14 protein-coding genes are annotated in these 18,874 nt (G+C 63.0%); 5 read left to right on the top strand and 9 right to left on the bottom strand.

All coding sequences use genetic code 11. The annotated features are described in order from the left end of the window. Window positions 1-380: 380 nt before the first annotated feature. Window positions 381-1,400, top strand: coding sequence for an epimerase (locus tag JTF07_RS10440; protein ID WP_204234219.1), 1,020 nt, complete (start codon window positions 381-383; stop codon window positions 1,398-1,400). Between the two features lie 33 nt (window positions 1,401-1,433). Here JTF07_RS10440 and trhO read toward each other — a convergent pair whose 3' ends face one another. Then, on the bottom strand, window positions 1,434-2,345 hold the full coding sequence (gene trhO / locus JTF07_RS10445) for an oxygen-dependent tRNA uridine(34) hydroxylase TrhO (RefSeq protein WP_204234220.1): 912 nt from the start codon (window positions 2,343-2,345) through the stop codon (window positions 1,434-1,436). A gap of 171 nt (window positions 2,346-2,516) precedes the next feature. On the opposite strand from trhO, the gene purL reads away from it, so the two are divergent. After that, window positions 2,517-4,883, top strand: coding sequence for a phosphoribosylformylglycinamidine synthase subunit PurL (purL, locus tag JTF07_RS10450; RefSeq protein ID WP_204234221.1), 2,367 nt, complete (start codon window positions 2,517-2,519; stop codon window positions 4,881-4,883). Between the two features lie 180 nt (window positions 4,884-5,063). On the opposite strand, the gene JTF07_RS10455 is transcribed toward purL, so the two are convergent. The 3 genes from JTF07_RS10455 to JTF07_RS10465 all read right to left on the bottom strand — a co-directional run bounded on the left by JTF07_RS10455 (window position 5,064) and on the right by JTF07_RS10465 (window position 8,670). Then, the gene (locus tag JTF07_RS10455) at window positions 5,064-6,443 is read right to left on the bottom strand and encodes a 2-hydroxycarboxylate transporter family protein (protein ID WP_252199737.1); all 1,380 of its coding nucleotides are present in this window, start codon (window positions 6,441-6,443) and stop codon (window positions 5,064-5,066) included. 95 nt (window positions 6,444-6,538) lie between these two features. Continuing rightward, the gene (locus tag JTF07_RS10460) at window positions 6,539-7,408 is read right to left on the bottom strand and encodes a hydroxymethylglutaryl-CoA lyase (protein ID WP_204234223.1); all 870 of its coding nucleotides are present in this window, start codon (window positions 7,406-7,408) and stop codon (window positions 6,539-6,541) included. Next, on the bottom strand, window positions 7,408-8,670 hold the full coding sequence (locus tag JTF07_RS10465) for a CaiB/BaiF CoA transferase family protein (RefSeq protein ID WP_252199738.1): 1,263 nt from the start codon (window positions 8,668-8,670) through the stop codon (window positions 7,408-7,410). The genes JTF07_RS10460 and JTF07_RS10465 overlap by 1 nt, the downstream gene beginning before the upstream one ends. Window positions 8,671-8,722: 52 nt before the next feature. Between JTF07_RS10465 and JTF07_RS10470 the strand changes: the two genes are divergently transcribed. After that, complete coding sequence (locus tag JTF07_RS10470; RefSeq protein WP_204234225.1) at window positions 8,723-9,355, top strand: IclR family transcriptional regulator; 633 nt, start codon at window positions 8,723-8,725, stop codon at window positions 9,353-9,355. Here the strand turns inward: JTF07_RS10470 and JTF07_RS10475 are convergent. Further along, on the bottom strand, window positions 9,295-10,002 hold the full coding sequence (locus JTF07_RS10475; protein WP_204234226.1) for a hypothetical protein: 708 nt from the start codon (window positions 10,000-10,002) through the stop codon (window positions 9,295-9,297). The genes JTF07_RS10470 and JTF07_RS10475 overlap by 61 nt on opposite strands. A gap of 168 nt (window positions 10,003-10,170) precedes the next feature. Between JTF07_RS10475 and JTF07_RS10480 the strand changes: the two genes are divergently transcribed. Beyond that, on the top strand, window positions 10,171-11,400 hold the full coding sequence (locus JTF07_RS10480) for a cobalamin-independent methionine synthase II family protein (protein ID WP_204234227.1): 1,230 nt from the start codon (window positions 10,171-10,173) through the stop codon (window positions 11,398-11,400). A 51-nt stretch (window positions 11,401-11,451) separates the two neighbouring features. Here the strand turns inward: JTF07_RS10480 and JTF07_RS10485 are convergent, their stop codons facing one another. After that, the gene (locus tag JTF07_RS10485) at window positions 11,452-12,852 is read right to left on the bottom strand and encodes a TIGR01777 family oxidoreductase (protein ID WP_204234228.1); all 1,401 of its coding nucleotides are present in this window, start codon (window positions 12,850-12,852) and stop codon (window positions 11,452-11,454) included. A gap of 224 nt (window positions 12,853-13,076) precedes the next feature. Next, a complete protein-coding gene (gene betC, locus JTF07_RS10490) occupies window positions 13,077-14,618 on the bottom strand; it encodes a choline-sulfatase (protein WP_353843934.1) in 1,542 nt (513 codons plus the stop codon). Window positions 14,619-14,891: 273 nt separating this feature from the next. Between betC and JTF07_RS10495 the strand changes: the two genes are divergently transcribed. Further along, window positions 14,892-15,794: an SUMF1/EgtB/PvdO family nonheme iron enzyme gene (locus JTF07_RS10495; protein WP_252199739.1), complete on the top strand. Its 903-nt coding sequence runs from the start codon at window positions 14,892-14,894 to the stop codon at window positions 15,792-15,794. On the opposite strand, the gene JTF07_RS10500 is transcribed toward JTF07_RS10495, so the two are convergent. Both JTF07_RS10500 and JTF07_RS10505 read right to left on the bottom strand, forming a co-directional pair. Next, on the bottom strand, window positions 15,753-17,927 hold the full coding sequence (locus JTF07_RS10500; protein WP_204234229.1) for a BCCT family transporter: 2,175 nt from the start codon (window positions 17,925-17,927) through the stop codon (window positions 15,753-15,755). The genes JTF07_RS10495 and JTF07_RS10500 overlap by 42 nt on opposite strands. Window positions 17,928-18,228: 301 nt before the next feature. Beyond that, entirely contained in the window at window positions 18,229-18,834 is a 606-nt protein-coding gene (locus tag JTF07_RS10505) for a TetR/AcrR family transcriptional regulator (protein WP_204234230.1), read from the bottom strand. Window positions 18,835-18,874 lie beyond the last annotated feature (40 nt).

The raw sequence follows: 18,874 nt of genomic DNA on the forward strand, positions 1-18,874 counted from the left end.
CTATCTGTTCAAACAAATACGCTATTGGATTCTCAAACCACATACACTCACCCGTCACCACACACCATCAAACATGGCGGTCTACACCGGGGGTGTCAGTTTCAATTTTCGTTGTCATCTCGCATCCAGTGAACGATCAACCCAAACTGTGTTTGTGCTGGTCATACCGGGTGAAAACTGTTCTCGAAGAGTTCGTTTTCTGCGGGGCAACGAGATACAACTCTAGACCAGGCTGGCTGGTGCGTGCAACTCGAAACCGGAAAACTCGACGTGACGCCCGTCACCAGGGACGATACGAGGGCCTCCTCCCCCGGAAAACCGGGGATCGGTGCGAGCAGAACCTCGCCGATGCCGGGTTGTGCCGGTGTTACGGTCGCTTCATGACTGCGGACAATGTTTCTCCTCGCCCCGACAACGGCTCAGCACCGATAGCTGTCATCGCCGGAGCCTCCGGCTTCATCGGCAGATCGCTCATTGCTCCCCTTCGGTCGTGGGGTTACCAGGTGTGCACCATCGGGCGGGCCGCTTCCTCTGACACACATGTCTCCTGGGACGATCCGGACGGAATCGCTGCCATGGTCGATGGCGCCGATCTGCTCATCAACTTCGCCGGCCGCAGCGTGGGGTGTCGATACAACGATCGCAATCGGCAGGAGGTCTGGGACTCACGAGTCACGACGACGCGGACCTTGAACGATGCAGTCAGAGCCGCCGCAGCACCACCGCGTCTGTGGATCAACTCGAGCACGGCTACTATCTACCGCCATGCAATGGACCGGCCGCAGACCGAGAACGACGGGGACATCGGTGAGGGCTTTTCCGTCGATGTGGCCACAGGCTGGGAGCGAGAATTCTTCCGTGGTGATCTCTTCCAGACCAGACGGGTCGCTCTGCGGATGGCGATTGTGCTCGGCGACGGCGCGGCGTTGAACATGCTCGCGACCGCAGCCAGATTCGGCGCCGGCGGTCCCCAGCTGGAAGGGCGCTGGTTCGGCCACACTCGCTACCGCGGCATCGGACCCGAGGCGTCAGGACCTGAGATCTGGCGGGGACATCCGCTCAGTCATGGGAAGCAGAGGTTCAGCTGGGTGCACATCGACGATGTTGTGCGTGCGATCCGATTCATCGATGCCCACGAGGAGATCACTGGTGCTATCAACGTCTCGAGTCCCGGTGTCTCGGACAACACCTCGCTGATGACCGCACTGAGACGAGCCGTCCGGATGCCGATCGGCATTCCGGCACCACGCTGGCTTCTGGAAATCGGGATGATCGTCCTCCGACAGGAATCGGAGCTGGTGCTCAAGAGCCGCTGGGTGCTGCCGCAGCGATTGGAGGAGGCAGGGTTCGAGTTCAGGTGGACGGATATCGGGGCGGCGACGAAGAGCCTGCTTCGGTAGAAGCTGGTCCACACGGATCCAGCACGGACGGCGTCAGCCGACGGCCACCTCGGCGGGGTTCCCTGCCTGCACACAATCAGGGCAGTAGGGTTGACGGTTCTTCTCCGTGCAGTCCACACAGCGCAGGTACTGCTCACGGCAGTCCAGGTTCGCGCAGTTGACGAAGTTCGGGGTCGCCTTCTCACACGCGACGCAGTGACCGATCGATTCGGCTCCTTCGCCGAATTCCACGTGCATGCGCTTGTCGAAGACGTAGAGGGAACCGTCCCAGTACCCGGTGTTGCCGAAGGTCTCTCCATAGCGGACGATGCCGCCGTCGAGCTGGTAGACCTCTTCGAAGCCCCGGTTCTTCATCAGCACAGACAGGACCTCACAGCGGATGCCGCCGGTGCAGTAGGTGACGACCGGTTTGCCCTTGAGGTCGTCGTACTTGCCCGATTCGATCTCGGCGATGAAGTCCTTGGTGGTGTCCGTCTCGGGCACGATCGCATCGCGGAACTTCCCGATCTGAGCCTCCATCGCATTGCGACCGTCGAAGAAGACGACATCGTCGCCGCGTTCGTCGAGGAGTTTGTGCAGGGCTCCCGGTTTGAGATGCTCGCCGCCGCCTTCGACTCCGCTCTCGGTCACAGTGATCTCGTCGTCGGTGCCGAAGGTCACGAGCTCGGGTCGGACCTTGACGCTCAGGCGGGGGAAGTCGTCTCCCTCGCCGTTGGACCATTTGATGTCGGCTTTCTTGAACGGCTCATACAATCGCGTCGCCCGCACATACCGCTTGACGTCGAAGATATCGCCGCCGATGGTGGCATTGATGCCGTCCTTCGACACGATCACGCGCCCCTTGAGCCCGAGACTCTCAGCCAGAGTATGTTGCCACAGCTTGACTGCCTCTGGGTCCGCCAAGGGAGTGAAGACGTAGAACAAGACGATTTTGGGAGTTGCCATGGCCCACATTCTAGTGGTCGAGACCTCGGGCGGTACCCGCATGTGGCGCAGACTACTGGTCGCCTCGATCACATCATCCACTCATCGATGAGACCGGTTTCTTCCCCTCCCCCGCACCACGGCTAAGATTGGCCCTGATGCCGTGTCGTATGAAAGGGCCGTTAAGAGGACATGTCGAGTAACCTCAACTCTGCGAATTCCACGCAGGTCGAATCCCAGCAGATCGAAACCGATCAGGCCGCCTCCAAGAAGGTCAAGGAGACCGTCGAGTTCGCTGCTGCGAATCCCGACGTGGACCAGCCCTATGCCGACCTCGGACTGAAGGCCGACGAATATGCGCAGATCCGCGAGATCCTGGGACGCCGCCCCACCTCGGCGGAGTTGGCGATGTACTCGGTCATGTGGTCCGAGCACTGCTCCTACAAGTCCTCGAAGGTGCATCTGTCGAAGTTCGGTGACAAGGTCACCGACGACATGAAGAAGCACCTGCTCGTGGGCATAGGCGAGAACGCCGGCGTCGTCGACATCGGCGACGGCTGGGCAGTGACCTTCAAGGTCGAGTCCCACAACCACCCCAGCTACGTCGAGCCGCACCAGGGTGCTGCCACCGGCGTCGGCGGAATCGTGCGCGACATCATCTCGATGGGCGCGCGCCCCGTGGCCGTGATGGATCAGCTGCGCTTCGGTGCCATCGACCACCCCGACACTTCTCGCGTGCTCCACGGAGTCGTCTCCGGAATCAGCAACTACGGCAACTCCCTCGGTCTGCCCAACATCGGCGGCGAGACCGTCTTCGACTCCGTCTACCAGGGAAACCCCCTGGTCAACGCCCTCGCGGTCGGCGTCATGCGCCACGAGGACATCCGTCTGGCCAATGCTTCGGGCAAGGGCAACAAGGTCATCCTCTTCGGTGCCCGCACCGGTGGCGACGGCATCGGCGGAGCCTCGATCCTCGCCTCGGAGTCCTTCGACGACACCAAACCTTCGAAGCGTCCAGCTGTGCAGGTCGGGGACCCCTTCGCAGAGAAGGTCCTCATCGAATGCTGCCTCGAACTCTTCCACGCAGGCGTGGTCGAAGGCATCCAGGACCTCGGTGCTGCCGGCATCAGCTGTGCCACATCCGAGCTGGCCTCGAACGGCGACGGCGGTATGCACATCGCCCTCGACGACGTACTGCTGCGCGATGAGACTCTCACCCCTGAGGAGATCCTCATGTCGGAGTCCCAGGAGCGGATGATGGCCGTTGTCACCCCCGAACGCCTCGACGACTTCCTGGCGATCGTGGGCAAATGGGACGTCGAAACCTCCGTCCTCGGCGAGGTCACCGACTCCGAACGCCTCATCATCGAATGGCACGGTGACGTCATCGTCGATGTGCCGCCTCGCTCTGTCGCCCACGACGGCCCCGTCTACGAACGTCCGATGGTCGAGCCATCATGGACCGCCGAGGTCGCGGCGAACACCGTGGAATCCGCTGGACTGGTCAAGCCCGAGGGCGACGAGCAGCTGCGCGCGACCGTCCTCCAGCTCGCAGGAGCACCGAACCTGGCGTCGAAGGACTGGATCACTTCCCAGTACGACAAATATGTGCAGGGCAACACCGCCCAGGCGTTCCCCGACGATGCGGGAGTCATTCGCGTCGACGAGGAGTCCGGGCTCGGCGTGGCCATCGCCACCGACGCCAACGGTCGCTACTGCTACCTCGATCCGGCCCGCGGCGCAGCGCTGGCGCTGGCCGAGGCCTACCGTAACGTCACCACCGCTGGTGCCATCCCTCGCGCGGTCACTGACTGCCTCAACTTCGGCTCACCCGAGGACCCTGAGATCATGTGGCAGTTCGCGGCCGCAGTCGAGGGCCTCGCCGAGGCGTGCCAGGACCTGGGCATTCCCGTGACCGGTGGCAACGTCTCCCTCTACAACCAGACCGGCGGCGTGGCCATCCACCCGACCCCGGTCGTCGGTGTCCTCGGCGTCTTCGACGACGTCACCCGCGCTACTCCGAGCGGCTGGAAGGAGCCGGGCCAGACCATCTACCTGCTCGGAACGACCGAAGCCGAACTCGACGGTTCGGCGTGGGCCGACGTGACTGCCGGCCACCTCGGTGGAGTGCCTCCGCAGTACAAGCCGGGCACAGAGAAGGAACTCGGTGAGATCCTCATCAACTCCTCGCGTGACGGCATGATCGATGCCGCGCACGACCTGTCAGAGGGCGGTCTGTCGCAGGCACTCATCGAATCCTGCCTGCGCTTCGGCACCGGTGCCCGCATCTGGCTCGACGAGGTGTGCGAACGCGACAACATCGACGTGTTCACTGCCCTGTTCTCTGAGTCCACCGCGCGTGCGATCGTGGCCGTGCCGCGGTCCGAAGAGGTCCGCTTCAAGGACATGTGCACCGCCAGGCATTTCCCGTTCATCCGCATCGGGATGACCGACACCGGCGACGAGGCACCTGTCCTCGAGGTCGTCGATCACTTCGAGATCGGACTCGACGAGCTGCGCGAGACTCACGAGGGGACGCTCCCGAAGTACTTCGGCTGAGCCGACCTCAGCTGAGTTCGTCGGCTGTTCGCAGCGGCGGGCAGCACGTCCTCACCTGCACGATCGTCGAGGGGACCACTGAGCATCGAGGGAGCCGGTTGCGACTGGCTCCCTCATCGCTTGGTGGTCCCCTCGACGATTCACACACCGCTCAGCTGATGGCTCACAAGTGATGAAGGCTCACATGTGGAGGAAGGGCACCAGCAGGGACACGATGAAGAGGTTCACAGCCCCGCCGAGTCGGGTGCTCAAGGCTGCGAAGGGCATGAGGTGGATGCGGTTGGCGGCACTGAGGACCGCCACATCTCCACTTCCTCCTGTATCTGCCATGACCAGCCCCGGGGTGATGGCGGCTTCGACGAAGTTGAACTTCAGCAACCAGCCCAGCACTCCGGCCACCAGTCCGGCCGACATGACTGTGAGCACTGTCAGCCCCATGAAGATCGGGTCCGAGATCGCACCGACGACTTCGTTGATGTCGATGTAGGTGATGCTCACGGCGACAAGTAGAGCCGGTAAGAAGTAGGAGGTCATGAGCTCTCCCCATTCTGTGCTCGCCTCTTCGAGCTCCCTGGGGAACAGGCCGAATATCTTGATCAGCGCTGCTGCGATGATGGTCCACGCATAGGGGTGGAGGAATGGCATGATCGCACCCAGCAGCGTCCCCAGGATGAAAAGCCCGGCGGCGATCGCCACTCCGATTCCCAGCTGCTGGAATGTCGACCCGCTCTTCTTCTCCGGCAAGCTCAGCTCGTTCTTCCGTCCCTTGACTCTCATCAGCTCGCCGTCGCCGTTGAATCCGACGAACCATTGCCTGCCGGACCGTCCGAGGCCGTTGAGCAGGCCGGCGAAGATGATGCAGAAGATGTTGCCGATCACCAGCGCTGCCATGAGGTCGGCCATGAAGACCGATGCGTCGGTGCCGGTCTGAACCGCATACATCTGCGACATCGGGATCGCCCCGACGCCGAGGCCACCGGCCATGATCGGTCCCGCGACGAAGAGGATGCCCTTGATGAACCCGAACCCGAGAATTGCGCTGATGCCTCCGATGATGAGGAATGTGACGACGATGCAGCCCAGCAGCGGGATGAGGAAGCGCGGGCCCGCTTTGAGTAGGAGTGCACGCGGCATCCCCAGGACGGAACCGGCGATCACGGCAACGACGAAGAAGTCGAGGAAACCGTAGCCGTCGAGGAAGTTCGTCACCACCGGCGGGATCGATGCCGGCATCGCTCCGGCGTAGATGAGGATGGCCGGGACGAAGGTGCACAAGAGCGTGGGCAGTCCGTAGTCGCGGACCTTCGGAATCGATTGGCCGATGGCCATGAGTGCCCCACCGAGGACGACTGTGATCCCGAAGCCCACGAGCATGCTGTCGGGCAGATTGTCGGTCACTGCCGCAACGAGGAAGGTGATGAACAGTGCGCCGAAGTAGAGGTAGGGCATGCCTGCGATCCGAAACAGATCACGTTTCCTGCGGGTACCTGTGGAGGCCTCGAGCGCGGGGGCGGCAGGAGCTTCAGTCTCGGGGTGAGCGGGACGACGAACTTCTGACATCATTGTCTCTTTTCGTTTAATGCGAATGGTGCCGATTCACTTACTGGGATGACCGTTGTACGGAGGGACCGATCTGTGTCGATCGCCCGTCGTCTTCAGGCGGCGACGGGCGTGCCTCTCGCGAGGGCTGCAGTCAGGAGTTTCCTGACTTCCGCCAGCCCCTCAAGGTCGATGCCTGTCTCGTATCCCCGCGCGCTCAGGTGCTCAACGAGTTCTTCCGTGGCGATGTTCCCGTGCGCACCCGGTGCGAAGGGGCAGCCTCCGTATCCTCCTGTGGCTGCGTCGAATTCGGTGATTCCGAGGTCAAGTGCTCGATCAACGGTGTCGAATGCCTGTCCTTTGGCATTGTGCAGATGCAGGCTGAGGTCGACGTCGGGCAGTTCGCCGCGCAGATGCTCGAGACTCGCCTCCACGTCCTGCGGTCTCGCGGTGCCTATGGTGTCGGCCAGACCGATCCGGCTCACGCCGATGTCGGCGTACGCCCCGGCGATCTCGGTCACTGCCTCAGGTGCGATGTCACCTTCGAAGGGGCACACGAATGCTGTCGAGATTCCTCCGCTGAAGTCCACTCCGGGATATGATTCAACGATCGGAGCCAGTTCGGCGATCGCCTCGCTCGGACTCCGTCCGGCGTTGGCCCGACTGTGAGCGGCACTGGCAGAGACAACCAGGGTAACGGTGGTGAATCCTGCTGCGACAGCTCGATCGACTCCGCGGCGATTGAGCGCCAGTGCCCGCCATGTGATCGCCGGGCGTTCAGAGACCAGACCGGCTAGCTCCTCGGCGCCGCTCATCTGCGGGACCCGTTTCGGATTGACGAACGAGGCCGCTTCGATGTCGGTGATACCAGCCTCGACGAGGGCCGCCGCGATGAGCAGCCGGTCCTCCACCGAGGTGACTCGGGGTTCGTCCTGCAGTCCATCGCGCAGGACGACGTCGGTGATCCTCGCTTGCGATTTCCTCATCAGATCACTCCTCTGCGCTTGAGGTCCGAGTAGTCCTCGGCACTCACTCCGAGGACGCCGGTGAGAATGGATTCGGTGTGTTCTCCCAGCTCAGGTCCGACCCATCTGATGTGCCCTTCTGACCCGGGGATCCGCGGTACGATTCCGGGAAAGCGGATCGCCTCGGTCGTATCGTCCTCGATGCTGACATCGATGGATTCGAGCATTCCCCTGGCCGCGAAGTGCTCGTCTGCGGCAATGCCCGTGGCATCGTAGACGGGACCAGCGGGCACTCCCGCCGCGGCGAGTTCGTCCACTGCTTCAGAGACCGTACGGTCCAGCGTCCAGTGCCGAACGATGTTGTCGAGTTCGGTCTCACGTTGGCTGCGTGTGTGTCCGTCAGCCAAGGTCACGTCGTCTGCCAGATCCGGACGGCCGCACAGCTGCATGAGCGCTCGGAACGGCTTTGCCGCATTGCCTGCGATCATCACTGACTGACCATCGGACGTCGGGTAGCTACCACTGGGGACGACCCCGGGGAGGTTGGCCCCGCTGCGTTCGCGCACCATTCCGTAGGCATCGTAATCGGGGATGAGAGATTCCATTGCCGAATACACCGCCTCATAGAGAGCGACGTCGACCACACGAGTCTGTTCGGCCCTATGACCGTTCTTGAGTGCGAACAGTTGGATCACCGCGCCGAGGGCACCATAGAGTCCGGCCATCGCATCCCCGATCGGAGCGGCCGGTCGAACAGGGGCGCGGTCGGCATGACCGGTGACATGACGCAGTCCGGCGAACGCCTCGGCCACTCCCCCGAATCCGGCACGGTCACGGTAAGGTCCGGTCTGCCCGTACCCGGAGATGCGCACCATGATGATGTCGGAATTCACCGCTTTGAGGTCGTCCTCGCCGAGGTGCCAATTCTCCAAGGTGCCCGGTCGGAAGTTCTCGATGACGACGTCGGACTTGGCGACGAGGTCCCTGACGATCTCCTGACCCTCTTCAGTGCGCAGATCGACGGTGACGGATCGTTTGTTGCGGGCCAGAGTTCGGAACATCATCGACACCTTGCCGCGCTGGCGGCGCCAGTTGCGCAGTTCATCCCCGGTGCCGGGCGTCTCGACCTTGATGACTTCCGCTCCGAAGTCTGCGAGAAGACGGGTGGCGAATGGTGCTGCGATGAAATTACCCAGCTCGAGTACCCGCACGTCGCTGAGCAGCGCGCCATCAGTTCGACTGTCTGCCAGCGGTGCGCTCTGGGCTTCCTCTGTGGTGGCCAACTGCGCCCTCCCATCCATTGATTATCATTATTTGATAACGTACGATCAGAATATGATTGGACATAATGTAACGGACGTCGGAGTCCTTGACAAGAGCATGGCCATCATCTCGGCCTGCGAAGCCTCACCGAGGATGGCGGCAGACATCGCCGAAGCTCTGAATCTCACTGTTCCGACTGTCCACAGACTGGCGCGGGCACTGGTGGCACATGGACTTCTCGCAAGAGAATCCAGCGGAGCGTTCCGACTCGGTGCACGCTTCATCAGCTTCGGCTTAGGCCAGATTGCGCGTGGACCTCTGCGCACCCTCGCCGAACGCACAGGTGAGGCATGTCAGCTGTGGGTCCCCCGGGGACCCAATCGCCTGTGCCTGGTCAGCGAGGCTATGCCCAACGAACTTCATGTCGAGCTCCACGAGGGCACTCAGCTGCCGCTCGAGGACGGAGGAACCGCGGCCCGCGTCATCGGCGGTGAACGTTCGGAACAAGGGTGGGTGCTCACCGTTTCGGAGCGGACGGTCGGTCTCACCAGCGTCAGCGCACCGGTAGAAACCAAAGATGGTCTGGTCGGAGCCGTGTGCATCGTGGCACCGGTCGCCAGAGTCAGCAGCAACCTCGGCGAACTCTACGGAACCCGCCTGCTCGTCACTGCCTCGGCGATCGAGCGGGCACTGGCCGCGGCATAGCGATCCGATGCTCCGCTGGCCACCCGGCTGAGCCCGTGCAGAAGTCCCAGGCCGCCGAATGACACTCCCAGCAAGACGAACTGCGTGAGGACCATTGACGTCGCGATCGAGGAACCAAGCCAGTTCATCGCCCATTCGACGAAGGCGACGACAAGTCCCGTGCACATCGCATATCCGGCGGCTACGAGGTGCGTCCACCAGGCTCTGTAGCGAGCGAGGTTCCAGGCGATGAGCATTCCGGCCAGTACGACGCCGCCGTGGAAGGTCCAGATGATGCTCTGGATGTTCATCGCCAGATCGACGCTGCCGACAACACGGTTCACGATGATCGGCAGCAGGTGCGGCAAGGCGAATGCGTAGATGCTGATGAAGATGGTCAGTCCCATCCCGAACAGCCGCATCGCCATCGGACTGCCCTTCACGATCAGCAGCGCGACGACGCCGAGGGTGAGTTCGAGGAACGCGACCACGACGGTCACAGTCGGATACAGGGTGAAGAATTCCGGTCGCACTCCATCGATCATCATCGGCATCAACACGAATTTCGGCAATGAGCCGACGACCAGGGCGGACCAGAACAGGATTCGCGCCGTCCACCCTGGACCGACTGCCCGTTCGTATCCTCCCGAGGAAGCCTGCTGACTCATGTCATCACTGTAGGTCTGCAAGGGCGAGGACCGCATTCTTTTCAGCAGGCGAAAGCCGAAAGCACGTGACCCAACATGACAGCCCCCTCGCATGCGGGACCGCTTATGTGATTGCCTGAGAGGGAACGCTGCGGCTGAACTGCCGCCGAACAACCAGAGGAGTCACACATGGTCACGATCCGCACCTCGCACGCAGGATCCTTACCCCGCACCCCCGAACTCATCGAAGCCAACAAGGTCAAGCAGGCTCAGAACCACGCTCGCCTCGCCGGTGAAACCGTCTCCGACGCTCAGACGCAGGAATTCGATGAACTCCTCGCCGCCAGCGTGGCCGACCTCGTCAAGCGCCAGAAGGATCTCGGCATCTCGAACCCCAACGACGGGGAGTACGGCCATTCGATGGCCGCGGACTTCGACTACGGCGCCTGGTGGCACTACTCCTTCGCCCGCACCGGCGGACTCGAACTCGACAATGTCGACAAGTGGGATGCGCCAGCCGTGCGCTCAGAACCAGGCAAAACGGTGCTGACCAGCTTCGGCGACCGCCGCGATCGCAATCTCTTCCCCGGTGTCTACGGCGATGCCAACGCTGGCACCGACACCGGCGATCAGCCGCAGTTCCCCAAGGCCACCAGCGCCATCCGCTACGTGGGCCAAGACCAGGTCGCCAGCGACATCGCCAACCTCAAGGCCGGTCTCGGCGCCGCCGGGTACGGTGAACGCGACGGCTACATCAACGCCCTGTCCCCCGGCTCGGCGTCTCGCATCGCCAATGAGTACTACACGACCGATGAGGAGTTCATCTGGGCGTGGGCCGATGTGCTGCGTGAGGAATACCTCGCCATCACCGAGGCAGGTCTGACCGTTCAGATCGACGATCCTTCCCTGGCCGAGAACTTCGACCAGATCAACCCGGAACCGTCCTTCGCCGATTACCGGTCCTTCATCCAGGTCCGCATCGATGCACTCAACCATGCACTGCGCGGCATCGATCCGGCTCAGGTGCGCGTCCACACCTGCTGGGGTTCCTGGCACGGTCCCCACGTGACGGACCTGCCGTTCAAGGAGATCGTCGACCAGGTGCTCACGCTCAATGCCGCTGGCATCACCTTCGAGGCTGCCAACGTCCGCCACGAACACGAATGGCGGATCTGGGAGGACACGAAGCTGCCCGAGGGCAAGTACATCATCCCGGGCATCGTCTCCCACTCCACGAATGTCGTCGAGCACCCCGAACTCGTCGCCGATCGCATCGAACGCTTCGCGAAGCTCGTCGGCCCCGACAATGTCATGGCCTCGACGGACTGCGGCCTGGGCGGACGCGTCCATCCCGAGATCGCCATTGCGAAGCTGCAGTCGCTGACCGCCGGAGCCGAGATCGCCGGAAAGCGTCTCTGAACTCAGGCTCCTCTGGGGCCCACGAACCTCACCTGAAACCCTTCGCCCACTTCACGCTCCGCTGCCGAGTTCCTCCTCGAGGCAGTCGGACAGCGTGGGGTGGGCGAACTGGTATCCGGTCTCTTCCAGCTTCTCCGGACGCACCTTCTGGTCAGCCAGGGCGAGCTCCTTGGCTCCGTCGGCCCCGAGCACCAGCTCGGTGACGAAACCGGGCGTGGGAATGCGGGCCGGGCGGTGCAGATGGGCGGCGAGCGCCTCGGCGAACTCCCGCTGCGAGATCATGTCCGGGGCCACCGCATTGACGGGTCCGCGGACGTAGTCGGTGAGCACCGCATGGACATAGGCTCTGGCCAGATCGTCGAGAGAGACCCAGGCCAGCCCCTGTTCACCGCTGCCCAATCGCCCTCCGGCACCGGCCAGGTACAGAGGCGTCTGGAGTCTGAGGAATCCGCTCAGTGAAGTCAGCGCAATGCCAGATCGGATCGAGACCCGGCGGATGCCCAGCTCTTCGACACGGGCGGCTGCGGCTTCCCATTCCTGGCACACCTCGGCGAGGAATCCGTCCCCGACCGGGGCGGTCTCGTCCACCGGCTCTTCAGCGTGGGATCCGTAGATCCCGACGGCGGAGGCGCAGACGAAGACTTCGGGTCGTTTCGCCTCGGGCAGGGTGCGCATCGTCTCCGCCAGCAGGGTCGTCGAGTCGATGCGTGAGGAGCGGATCTCCTCTTTCGCCTTCTTCGTGAACCGGGTGGCGATGGTGCGCCCACCGAGGTGGACGACCGCATCCGCCCAGGCCAGGTCGCGCGGGTTGATGATTCCCAATTCGGGATTCCAATGAGATTCGTATTCGACCTTCGGAGTGCGACGCACGAGCAGACGCACGAAATGTCCTGCAGTGGAGAAGAGTGCCGCGACCTGCCGGCCGACGAGTCCGCTGCCGCCGGCGATGAGGATGCGTTTGCCCTTCTTGCGCGTCAGCAGTGGTGCGTTCATGCGTTCGAGGAATTCGATGTCCATGAGCATGCGCTGCTGCCTGGCCTCGAAAGTCGCTTCCAGGTTGTGGATGAGGCTGCGGTCGATCGAGTCGAAGCCCGCCGGTGCCATCGAGAACTCAATATGGTCGTCGATCTTGGTTCCTCCAGCAACCGAGGAGAATTCGTGGGTGTGCTTCCACTGGCTCAGTGGGCCCTTTTTGAGCTCATCGACGAACGAGAACCGGGAGGGGCCCTCGGAATGCACCGAACTGAATGGCCGTCGGACGAGGCCGTAGCTGCCGGGCATGCTGGTCTTGACCTGAGCCACCGACCCCGGCGCGAGCGGAGGATAGCTCTCCTCGACGATCTCTTGGGCCCAGTGCGGGGACAGTCTGGTCAGCGCTCCGGGCTGTGCGTGCCACAGATAGGCTGTCTCGGCGGCGAGCGGGACTTCAGATGTCCACTCGAAATTGGTCATGGCATCCCTCCTACTCCAGATGATGCCACCGGAGTCTGAGAGTGTGACCTGCAACTCGCCCAATCCTGAGTGAATTATTCCTGCCTAGGTGGGGAGTCGGCACGAGCTGGGCCTCATCGAGCGCACGCCCCACCGTCGAGAGCCGACCGCAGGGACTCACCTTTCGATGTTGCGGTCGGCTGTCGACGATTCAGTGACGAGCGCGCGTGCGCTGGCGCCGTGCCTCAGGCGGTGGTGTCGGGGATCTTTCCGAACCTGAACGCGGTCCAGAAGTCTCCGCGGACGTAGCCGTTCTCAGGTTCCGGATCGTAGTCCCAGTGCCGGACCGTGCCGATCTTGAGCGCATCGGCGACGAGCTGGCGGCTCGACTGACTGCCCAGCACATGCTCCTCAAGATGCTCGAGGTCGTAGCGCGAGTCGAGCTCGGCTCGCATCGTGGCCACGAGCTCCGCACATCCGGCGTCGCTGGCGCGATTGACCAGCTCGTCCGGATCCGTTTCGAGGTCGAAGAGCAGCTCCGGATCTCCCGGGCAGATCGTCAGCTTGTACTGTCCGCGGATGAGCGTCACCTGCGGTCGGTATGTGCCCTCGGCGAAGTACTCGATGATGACGTCACGATCGGCTGGTTCCATCTCTCCTGCGGCTTCCCGCCGAGCGGACTCGAACAAAGAGACTCCTGTCGCATCGGGGTCCGAGGTTCCTGCCAGCTCCAACAGAGTCGGCATCAGGTCGACGAGGCTGACGGGGTTGGCATACCGACCCGGTGTGACCGCCTCGGCGGGGCCGTTGATGATGATCGGGACACGGGAGGACTGCTCGTACGGAGACATCTTGTACCACAGGCCCTTCTCCCCCAGCATATCTCCATGGTCGCTGGTGACGATGATTACTGTGTTGTCCTCCAGGTCGAGCTCGCGCAGACGCTGGCGGATCTTGCCGATGTGATCGTCGATGTAGCTCACCGAGGCATAGTAGGCACGGCGAGCCCGACGGATGTCCTCGGTTCCCGGTTCCTGCTGATCCAGCCCGCTCATCGTGCGCAGCCGGTGGCTGTGCGGGTCCTCGGCGATATCGGGGACCTCAGGGTGGGCTGGGTCCGGGATGTCCACCTCGGCGAACCTGTCCCAGTTCTCCCGCGGCGGCTCGTACGGGTCGTGCGGGTGGATGAACGAGGTGACCATGAGGAACGGCTGGTCCTCACCTGCGGCCTGGTTGGCGCGCACTCGTCCGTTGAGGTGACGCAGGGTCCGAAAGATCACCTCGTCGTCGAAGTCCTGCTGGACGTTCGCCTTCGCAGCACCGGCGGTGAACACCGGATCGGCCTCGTGATACCACTGGAGCTTCTGGTCGAGAGGACGCTGCCAGTCGGGAACCATGTCGAGGTCGGCCGGGTAGACGTCGGTGGTCAGGCGCTCTTCGAAACCGTGGTGCTGATCGGGGCCGATGAAGTGCATCCGACCGATGAGCGCGGTGTGGTATCCGAGCTTGCGCAGGCGGTGGGCGAACGTCGGCACCGAGGCGGCGAAGTCATCGCCGTTGTCGAGGCAGTCGATGTCGGAGGGCATCCGCCCGGTCATCATCGACGCCCGCGAGGGTGAGCACAGCGGGGTGTTGCAGTAGGCGCGATCGAAGACCGCTCCATCCTCGGCCAGGGAGTCCATGTTCGGGGTGAGTGCGGCGGTGTCTCCGTAGGCGCCCAGTGCCTGTGCGGCCATCTGGTCGGCCTGGATCACTACGATGTTCGGCGGTTGCATATGCTTGGTCACGTCCTTTCTCAAAAACGTATGGTCTGCTTGTGAAAGCATGATCTGCGAAGTCAGCTGCGTTGAAGACCTGCGCAGGTGTGTCAGATGGAACAGATTCTTGCGAAACCGGTTCCTAGATGTGGATTGAAGGTGGCGACATTGGCCTCATGCTGTGGCCCAGCACGGAACTCGCCCGTCGGAGCGAGCCAGGGTAGTCCTGGGTCCGCCGAGGTGGGTGTTGAGGAAGAAGAATCCCCCGCCGAGGTGCGAACGTCGAGCCGGGAATCGGCCACCATGTCCACTCCCGATCGGCAGCTGGCGACCGAGCTCGCGGCTCTGGCTCCGCAGGATCTGGCGATGATCGGCCTCAGCGGCGGCACATTCCTGATGGGCAGCGAGGACCCGCTGGCCTATCCCGAGGACGGTGAAGGCCCGGTCCGCGAAGTCGGTGTCGAGGGTTTCGCCATCGGTGCGACGACCGTCACGGTCGCAGAATTCGCCGCGTTCGTTGCAGCCACGGGTCATCGCACTGATGCCGAAACTCATGGTGACTCCTTAGTCTTCACCGGCCTGGTGGCCGAAGGTCTGGCCGAGATCTCTCCCTCTGTGCAGGCTACCCCCTGGTGGCGTCAGGTCACAGGGGCGACCTGGCTCCACCCCGGCGGGCCCGGGCCGACTGGTGTGGCAGGTGTGGCTGGCGTTCCGGGTTCGAGTCTCGACGCTTCGAGTCTCGAACAGTGGGCCAGGCATCCGGTCACACATGTCTCCCACACCGACGCCGAGGCGTATGCGCAGTGGGTGGGTGCCCGGCTGCCGACCGAAGTCGAGTGGGAGTTCGCCTCCCGCGGCGGCCTTGAACGGCAGCCCTACCCCTGGGGTTCGGTGCGCGAACCCGACGGCGTGGCCCGCATGAACACCTTCGCCGGGGTCTTCCCCAGCGGACCGACGGCGCCGGTGGGCACCGTTCCCGCCGACGCGTTTCCTCCCAACGGCTTCGGTCTGCACAACACGACCGGGAACGTATGGGAGTGGACGAGCAGTCACTTCAGTGCGCACGACCAGCGACCGGTGCTGCGTGGCGGGTCCTATATGTGCCATGACTCGTATTGCCGCAGGTACCGGACCTCGGCACGTTCGGCCGCGACTCCGGACACCTCACTCGGTCACACGGGATTCCGCCTCGCCCTCGACCTCTGAACTCGCCGAGGTGGTGTCGGAGTCGTCGCTCTCATCCTCCTCGGGAGTCCAGCCGTCGGCCCATTCGCCGGTTTCGTAGTCGAAGCCGACCGGCTCACCGTATTCATCGGTGCGCTGGTACCAATCGGTGTAGTCCCCATGCTCGGAGTCGATGCCGCCGTTGGCGCCGTCGCCCGGTTCGGTCTGCACGACTTGGAACGCGAAGTCGTCACCGAATCGGTCGGCACCTTCGACCACGGCATTGTCCACAGCGTTCTGCGCGTACTGTCGCCGCAGTGCCAGCGGGTCGGTGCGCAGTTCTTTGAACCAGGCGATGATGATGAACAGCATGATGACGGCGAACGGCACAGCGGTGACGATGACGAGCTGCTGCAGACCTTCCAGGGCGCTGGCGTTGCCCAGAAGGAGCATGACGACCGCGATCCCGGACATCACGAGCCCCCAGAACACGACGACCCACTTCTTGGGTTCCTGATCGCCTCGGCTGGTGAGCATTCCCATGACCACTGAGGCCGAGTCTGCTGAGGTGATGAAGAAGATCGCAAGGACGACGATGGCGACCGCCGGCAGCCATTCGACGTAGGGCAGGTTGCCGATGAGAGTGAAGAACACCTCGGGGGCTTCCATGCTGTCGGTGAACCCGGATGCCCCTGACCGGTACATCCAGATCGATGTTCCGCCCATGATGCCGTAGGCGACGAAGAGCAGGGTCGAGGGAATGAAGATCGTGCCGAGGATGAACTGGCGGATGCTGCGTCCTCGTGAGATGCGGGCGATGAACGTGCCGACGAACGGGGACCAGGAGATCCACCAGGCCCAGTAGTAGACGGTCCATACGGACTGGAATTCCTGGGTTTCGCCGCCCCAGGACAGGGAGCGTCCCATCATGTCGAAGAGCGAACCGAAGTATTCCATCATCGCCGAGGGCAGCAGGTTGAGCAGGAACAGCGTCGGGCCCAGGAACAGCACGAGCGCCACGATGCCGACGGTGAGGATGATGTTGATGCTCGACAGGTAGCGGATGCCCTTCGAGACACCGGAGACCGCGGAGATGATGAAGCCGACGGTGAGGACGCAGATGATGACGACGAGCATGTTGTTCGTCATCGGTCCTACCCCGCTGACGATGCTCACGCCCGTACCGATCTGCATTGCTGCGATGCCCAAGGCAGCAGCAGTTCCGAACAAGGTCGCGACGATCGCGAAGATGTCGACAAGCTTGCCGGCGAAGCCCTCGGTTTGGCGTTTGCCGAACAGGGACTGGAAGATCGAAGACAGCAGAAGTGAGCGTCCGCGCCGGTAGGCGGCATAGGCGATAGCGCCACCGACGAGGGCGTACATCGCCCAGGCGTGGAATCCCCAGTGGAAGTAGGTCTGGGCCATCGCCCCGTGCAGGGCCTCCGTGGTTTCGGGGTCGTTGGTCAGCGGCGGTGGGCTGATGAAATAGGTCAGCGGTTCGGACGGGCCGAAGAACAGCACCCCGATGCCGATGCCCGCGGCAAAGAGCATCGCCACCCAGGAGAAGGTGCTGAACTCGGCTTTCTCATCGTCCTTGCCCAGCGGAATCTTGCCGTAGGACGAGAACGCGAGGATGAGGAGGGCGACGAGCACCACAATGGCGACGACGTTGAAGAACCAGCCGACGTTCAGAGTCGCCCAGTCGTAGGCGGCCTGAGCCACCGAGGCGACGCTTGAGGGACTCGTGATGCCCCAGATCACGAAAGCAACGGTGAGTGTGCCGGCGACGACGAAGATGATCTTGTCGAGGGAGTAGTGGCGACGCTGTTCGTCGATCGCGATTCCCGGGACCAGGATCGGGTGGGTGTTGTGCGGATACTGGGTGTTGTTCTCCGGCTCATTCTCGGCAGGATGCCTGGGGCGGCTGTAGTCCAGTTTGCCCAAGCCCTTCCCCGTCTCGCGGCTCATTCGTCGGGCATCGGCCTTGAGCTTTTCGCGTGAGGCTCTGCGTTCGGGGCGCAGGGAGCCGGAACCGTCAGAGCCGAGGGTCGGCGCGGTGGTCGCCGAGGTGTCGGCATCGCTTGCCGAAGCACCGGTTCCCGTGGTGTCGGTTCCCGCAGTATCAGCGGCGGTTCCTGTGGGTCTTGATGTGTCTGGTGTGGAGTCATCGGACATGCAGCGATGGCCCTTTCTCAATCGTCGAGGAAACTGATGATCGAAAGTTGCCAGAGTGGTCTACGGCTCTGAACCGCACCACCCGATTGCTGCGCCTTCCCAGGAATCATTGGCGAAACCGGCAGTGGGATGGGGTGCTGTGCGCGTGGCAGAAAGGGTCCGGGCACAGAGGTCTGCCCCGAAAATACCTGTCTGTGCCATAGCTTCGGACCTTAACAGCTTCCTGAGAGCTTCTCAAAGGAATCCTGTCACATTGCTGCGGCGCCCCACGCAATCGCACGAAGGTTCGTACTGCCCCGGGTCAGTCGGTGAGGAAACGCTGCTCGATGAGATCCACGATCTCCTCGCTCGCGGCAGCGGCGTCGTACCCCGGGTCCTCGAGTGCCTCGCCGACGACAGCGTCGATGGCACCGCCGATGATGAGTGCAGCCGTCCGCGAATCCGACGGGCTCTTGACTCCGCGCGCTTCCCGTGCCGATTTGAGCAGCTCAGCCACCGGCTTCCACCGTGCGGAACTGTCTGTTCTTGCCCCACCGTGGATCAGCGCTTCGACGCTCACTCGGGTATGACTGGGGTGGTTGACGTAATGGGTGACCAACGAACGCACATAGGCACTCGGACGGTCGGTGACCTCGGCGGCGTCGATCGCCTCTCCGACCGAGGAGACCATAGCGTCGAGCACATGCTGATAGGCGCCACGGACAAGAGTGGCCTTGTCGGTGAAGTGATACAGGACAGTCGGCTTGGTCACGCCTGCACGATCAGCGATCTGAGACAGTGACACACCGGAGAATCCGTGCTCGGCGAGCAGCTCGATCGTGACATCGATGATCTGTGCGCGCCGTGCTCGCTGCGTGAAGGTCGACTGCCGACCCTTCGTCTTGTCCTCTGCCGAGTCTTGTCCCATACCGCGATTATACTATACGGTTGAATCACTGACCGATCGG

This window comes from Brevibacterium sp. RIT 803, from assembly GCF_016892625.1.
Lineage (GTDB): Bacteria > Actinomycetota > Actinomycetes > Actinomycetales > Brevibacteriaceae > Brevibacterium.

Excerpts from the sequence above, each read along its gene's own strand:
- JTF07_RS10440 (WP_204234219.1), top strand. The coding sequence starts at position 381 with ATGACTGCGGACAATGTTTCTCCTCGCCCCGACAACGGCTCAGCACCG.
- trhO (WP_204234220.1), bottom strand. The coding sequence starts at position 2,345 with ATGGCAACTCCCAAAATCGTCTTGTTCTACGTCTTCACTCCCTTGGCG.
- purL (WP_204234221.1), top strand. The coding sequence starts at position 2,517 with ATGTCGAGTAACCTCAACTCTGCGAATTCCACGCAGGTCGAATCCCAG.
- JTF07_RS10455 (WP_252199737.1), bottom strand. The coding sequence starts at position 6,443 with ATGTCAGAAGTTCGTCGTCCCGCTCACCCCGAGACTGAAGCTCCTGCC.
- JTF07_RS10460 (WP_204234223.1), bottom strand. The coding sequence starts at position 7,408 with ATGAGGAAATCGCAAGCGAGGATCACCGACGTCGTCCTGCGCGATGGA.
- JTF07_RS10470 (WP_204234225.1), top strand. The coding sequence starts at position 8,723 with ATGATTGGACATAATGTAACGGACGTCGGAGTCCTTGACAAGAGCATG.
- JTF07_RS10475 (WP_204234226.1), bottom strand. The coding sequence starts at position 10,002 with ATGAGTCAGCAGGCTTCCTCGGGAGGATACGAACGGGCAGTCGGTCCA.
- JTF07_RS10480 (WP_204234227.1), top strand. The coding sequence starts at position 10,171 with ATGGTCACGATCCGCACCTCGCACGCAGGATCCTTACCCCGCACCCCC.
- JTF07_RS10485 (WP_204234228.1), bottom strand. The coding sequence starts at position 12,852 with ATGACCAATTTCGAGTGGACATCTGAAGTCCCGCTCGCCGCCGAGACA.
- JTF07_RS10495 (WP_252199739.1), top strand. The coding sequence starts at position 14,892 with ATGTCCACTCCCGATCGGCAGCTGGCGACCGAGCTCGCGGCTCTGGCT.
- JTF07_RS10500 (WP_204234229.1), bottom strand. The coding sequence starts at position 17,927 with ATGTCCGATGACTCCACACCAGACACATCAAGACCCACAGGAACCGCC.
- JTF07_RS10505 (WP_204234230.1), bottom strand. The coding sequence starts at position 18,834 with ATGGGACAAGACTCGGCAGAGGACAAGACGAAGGGTCGGCAGTCGACC.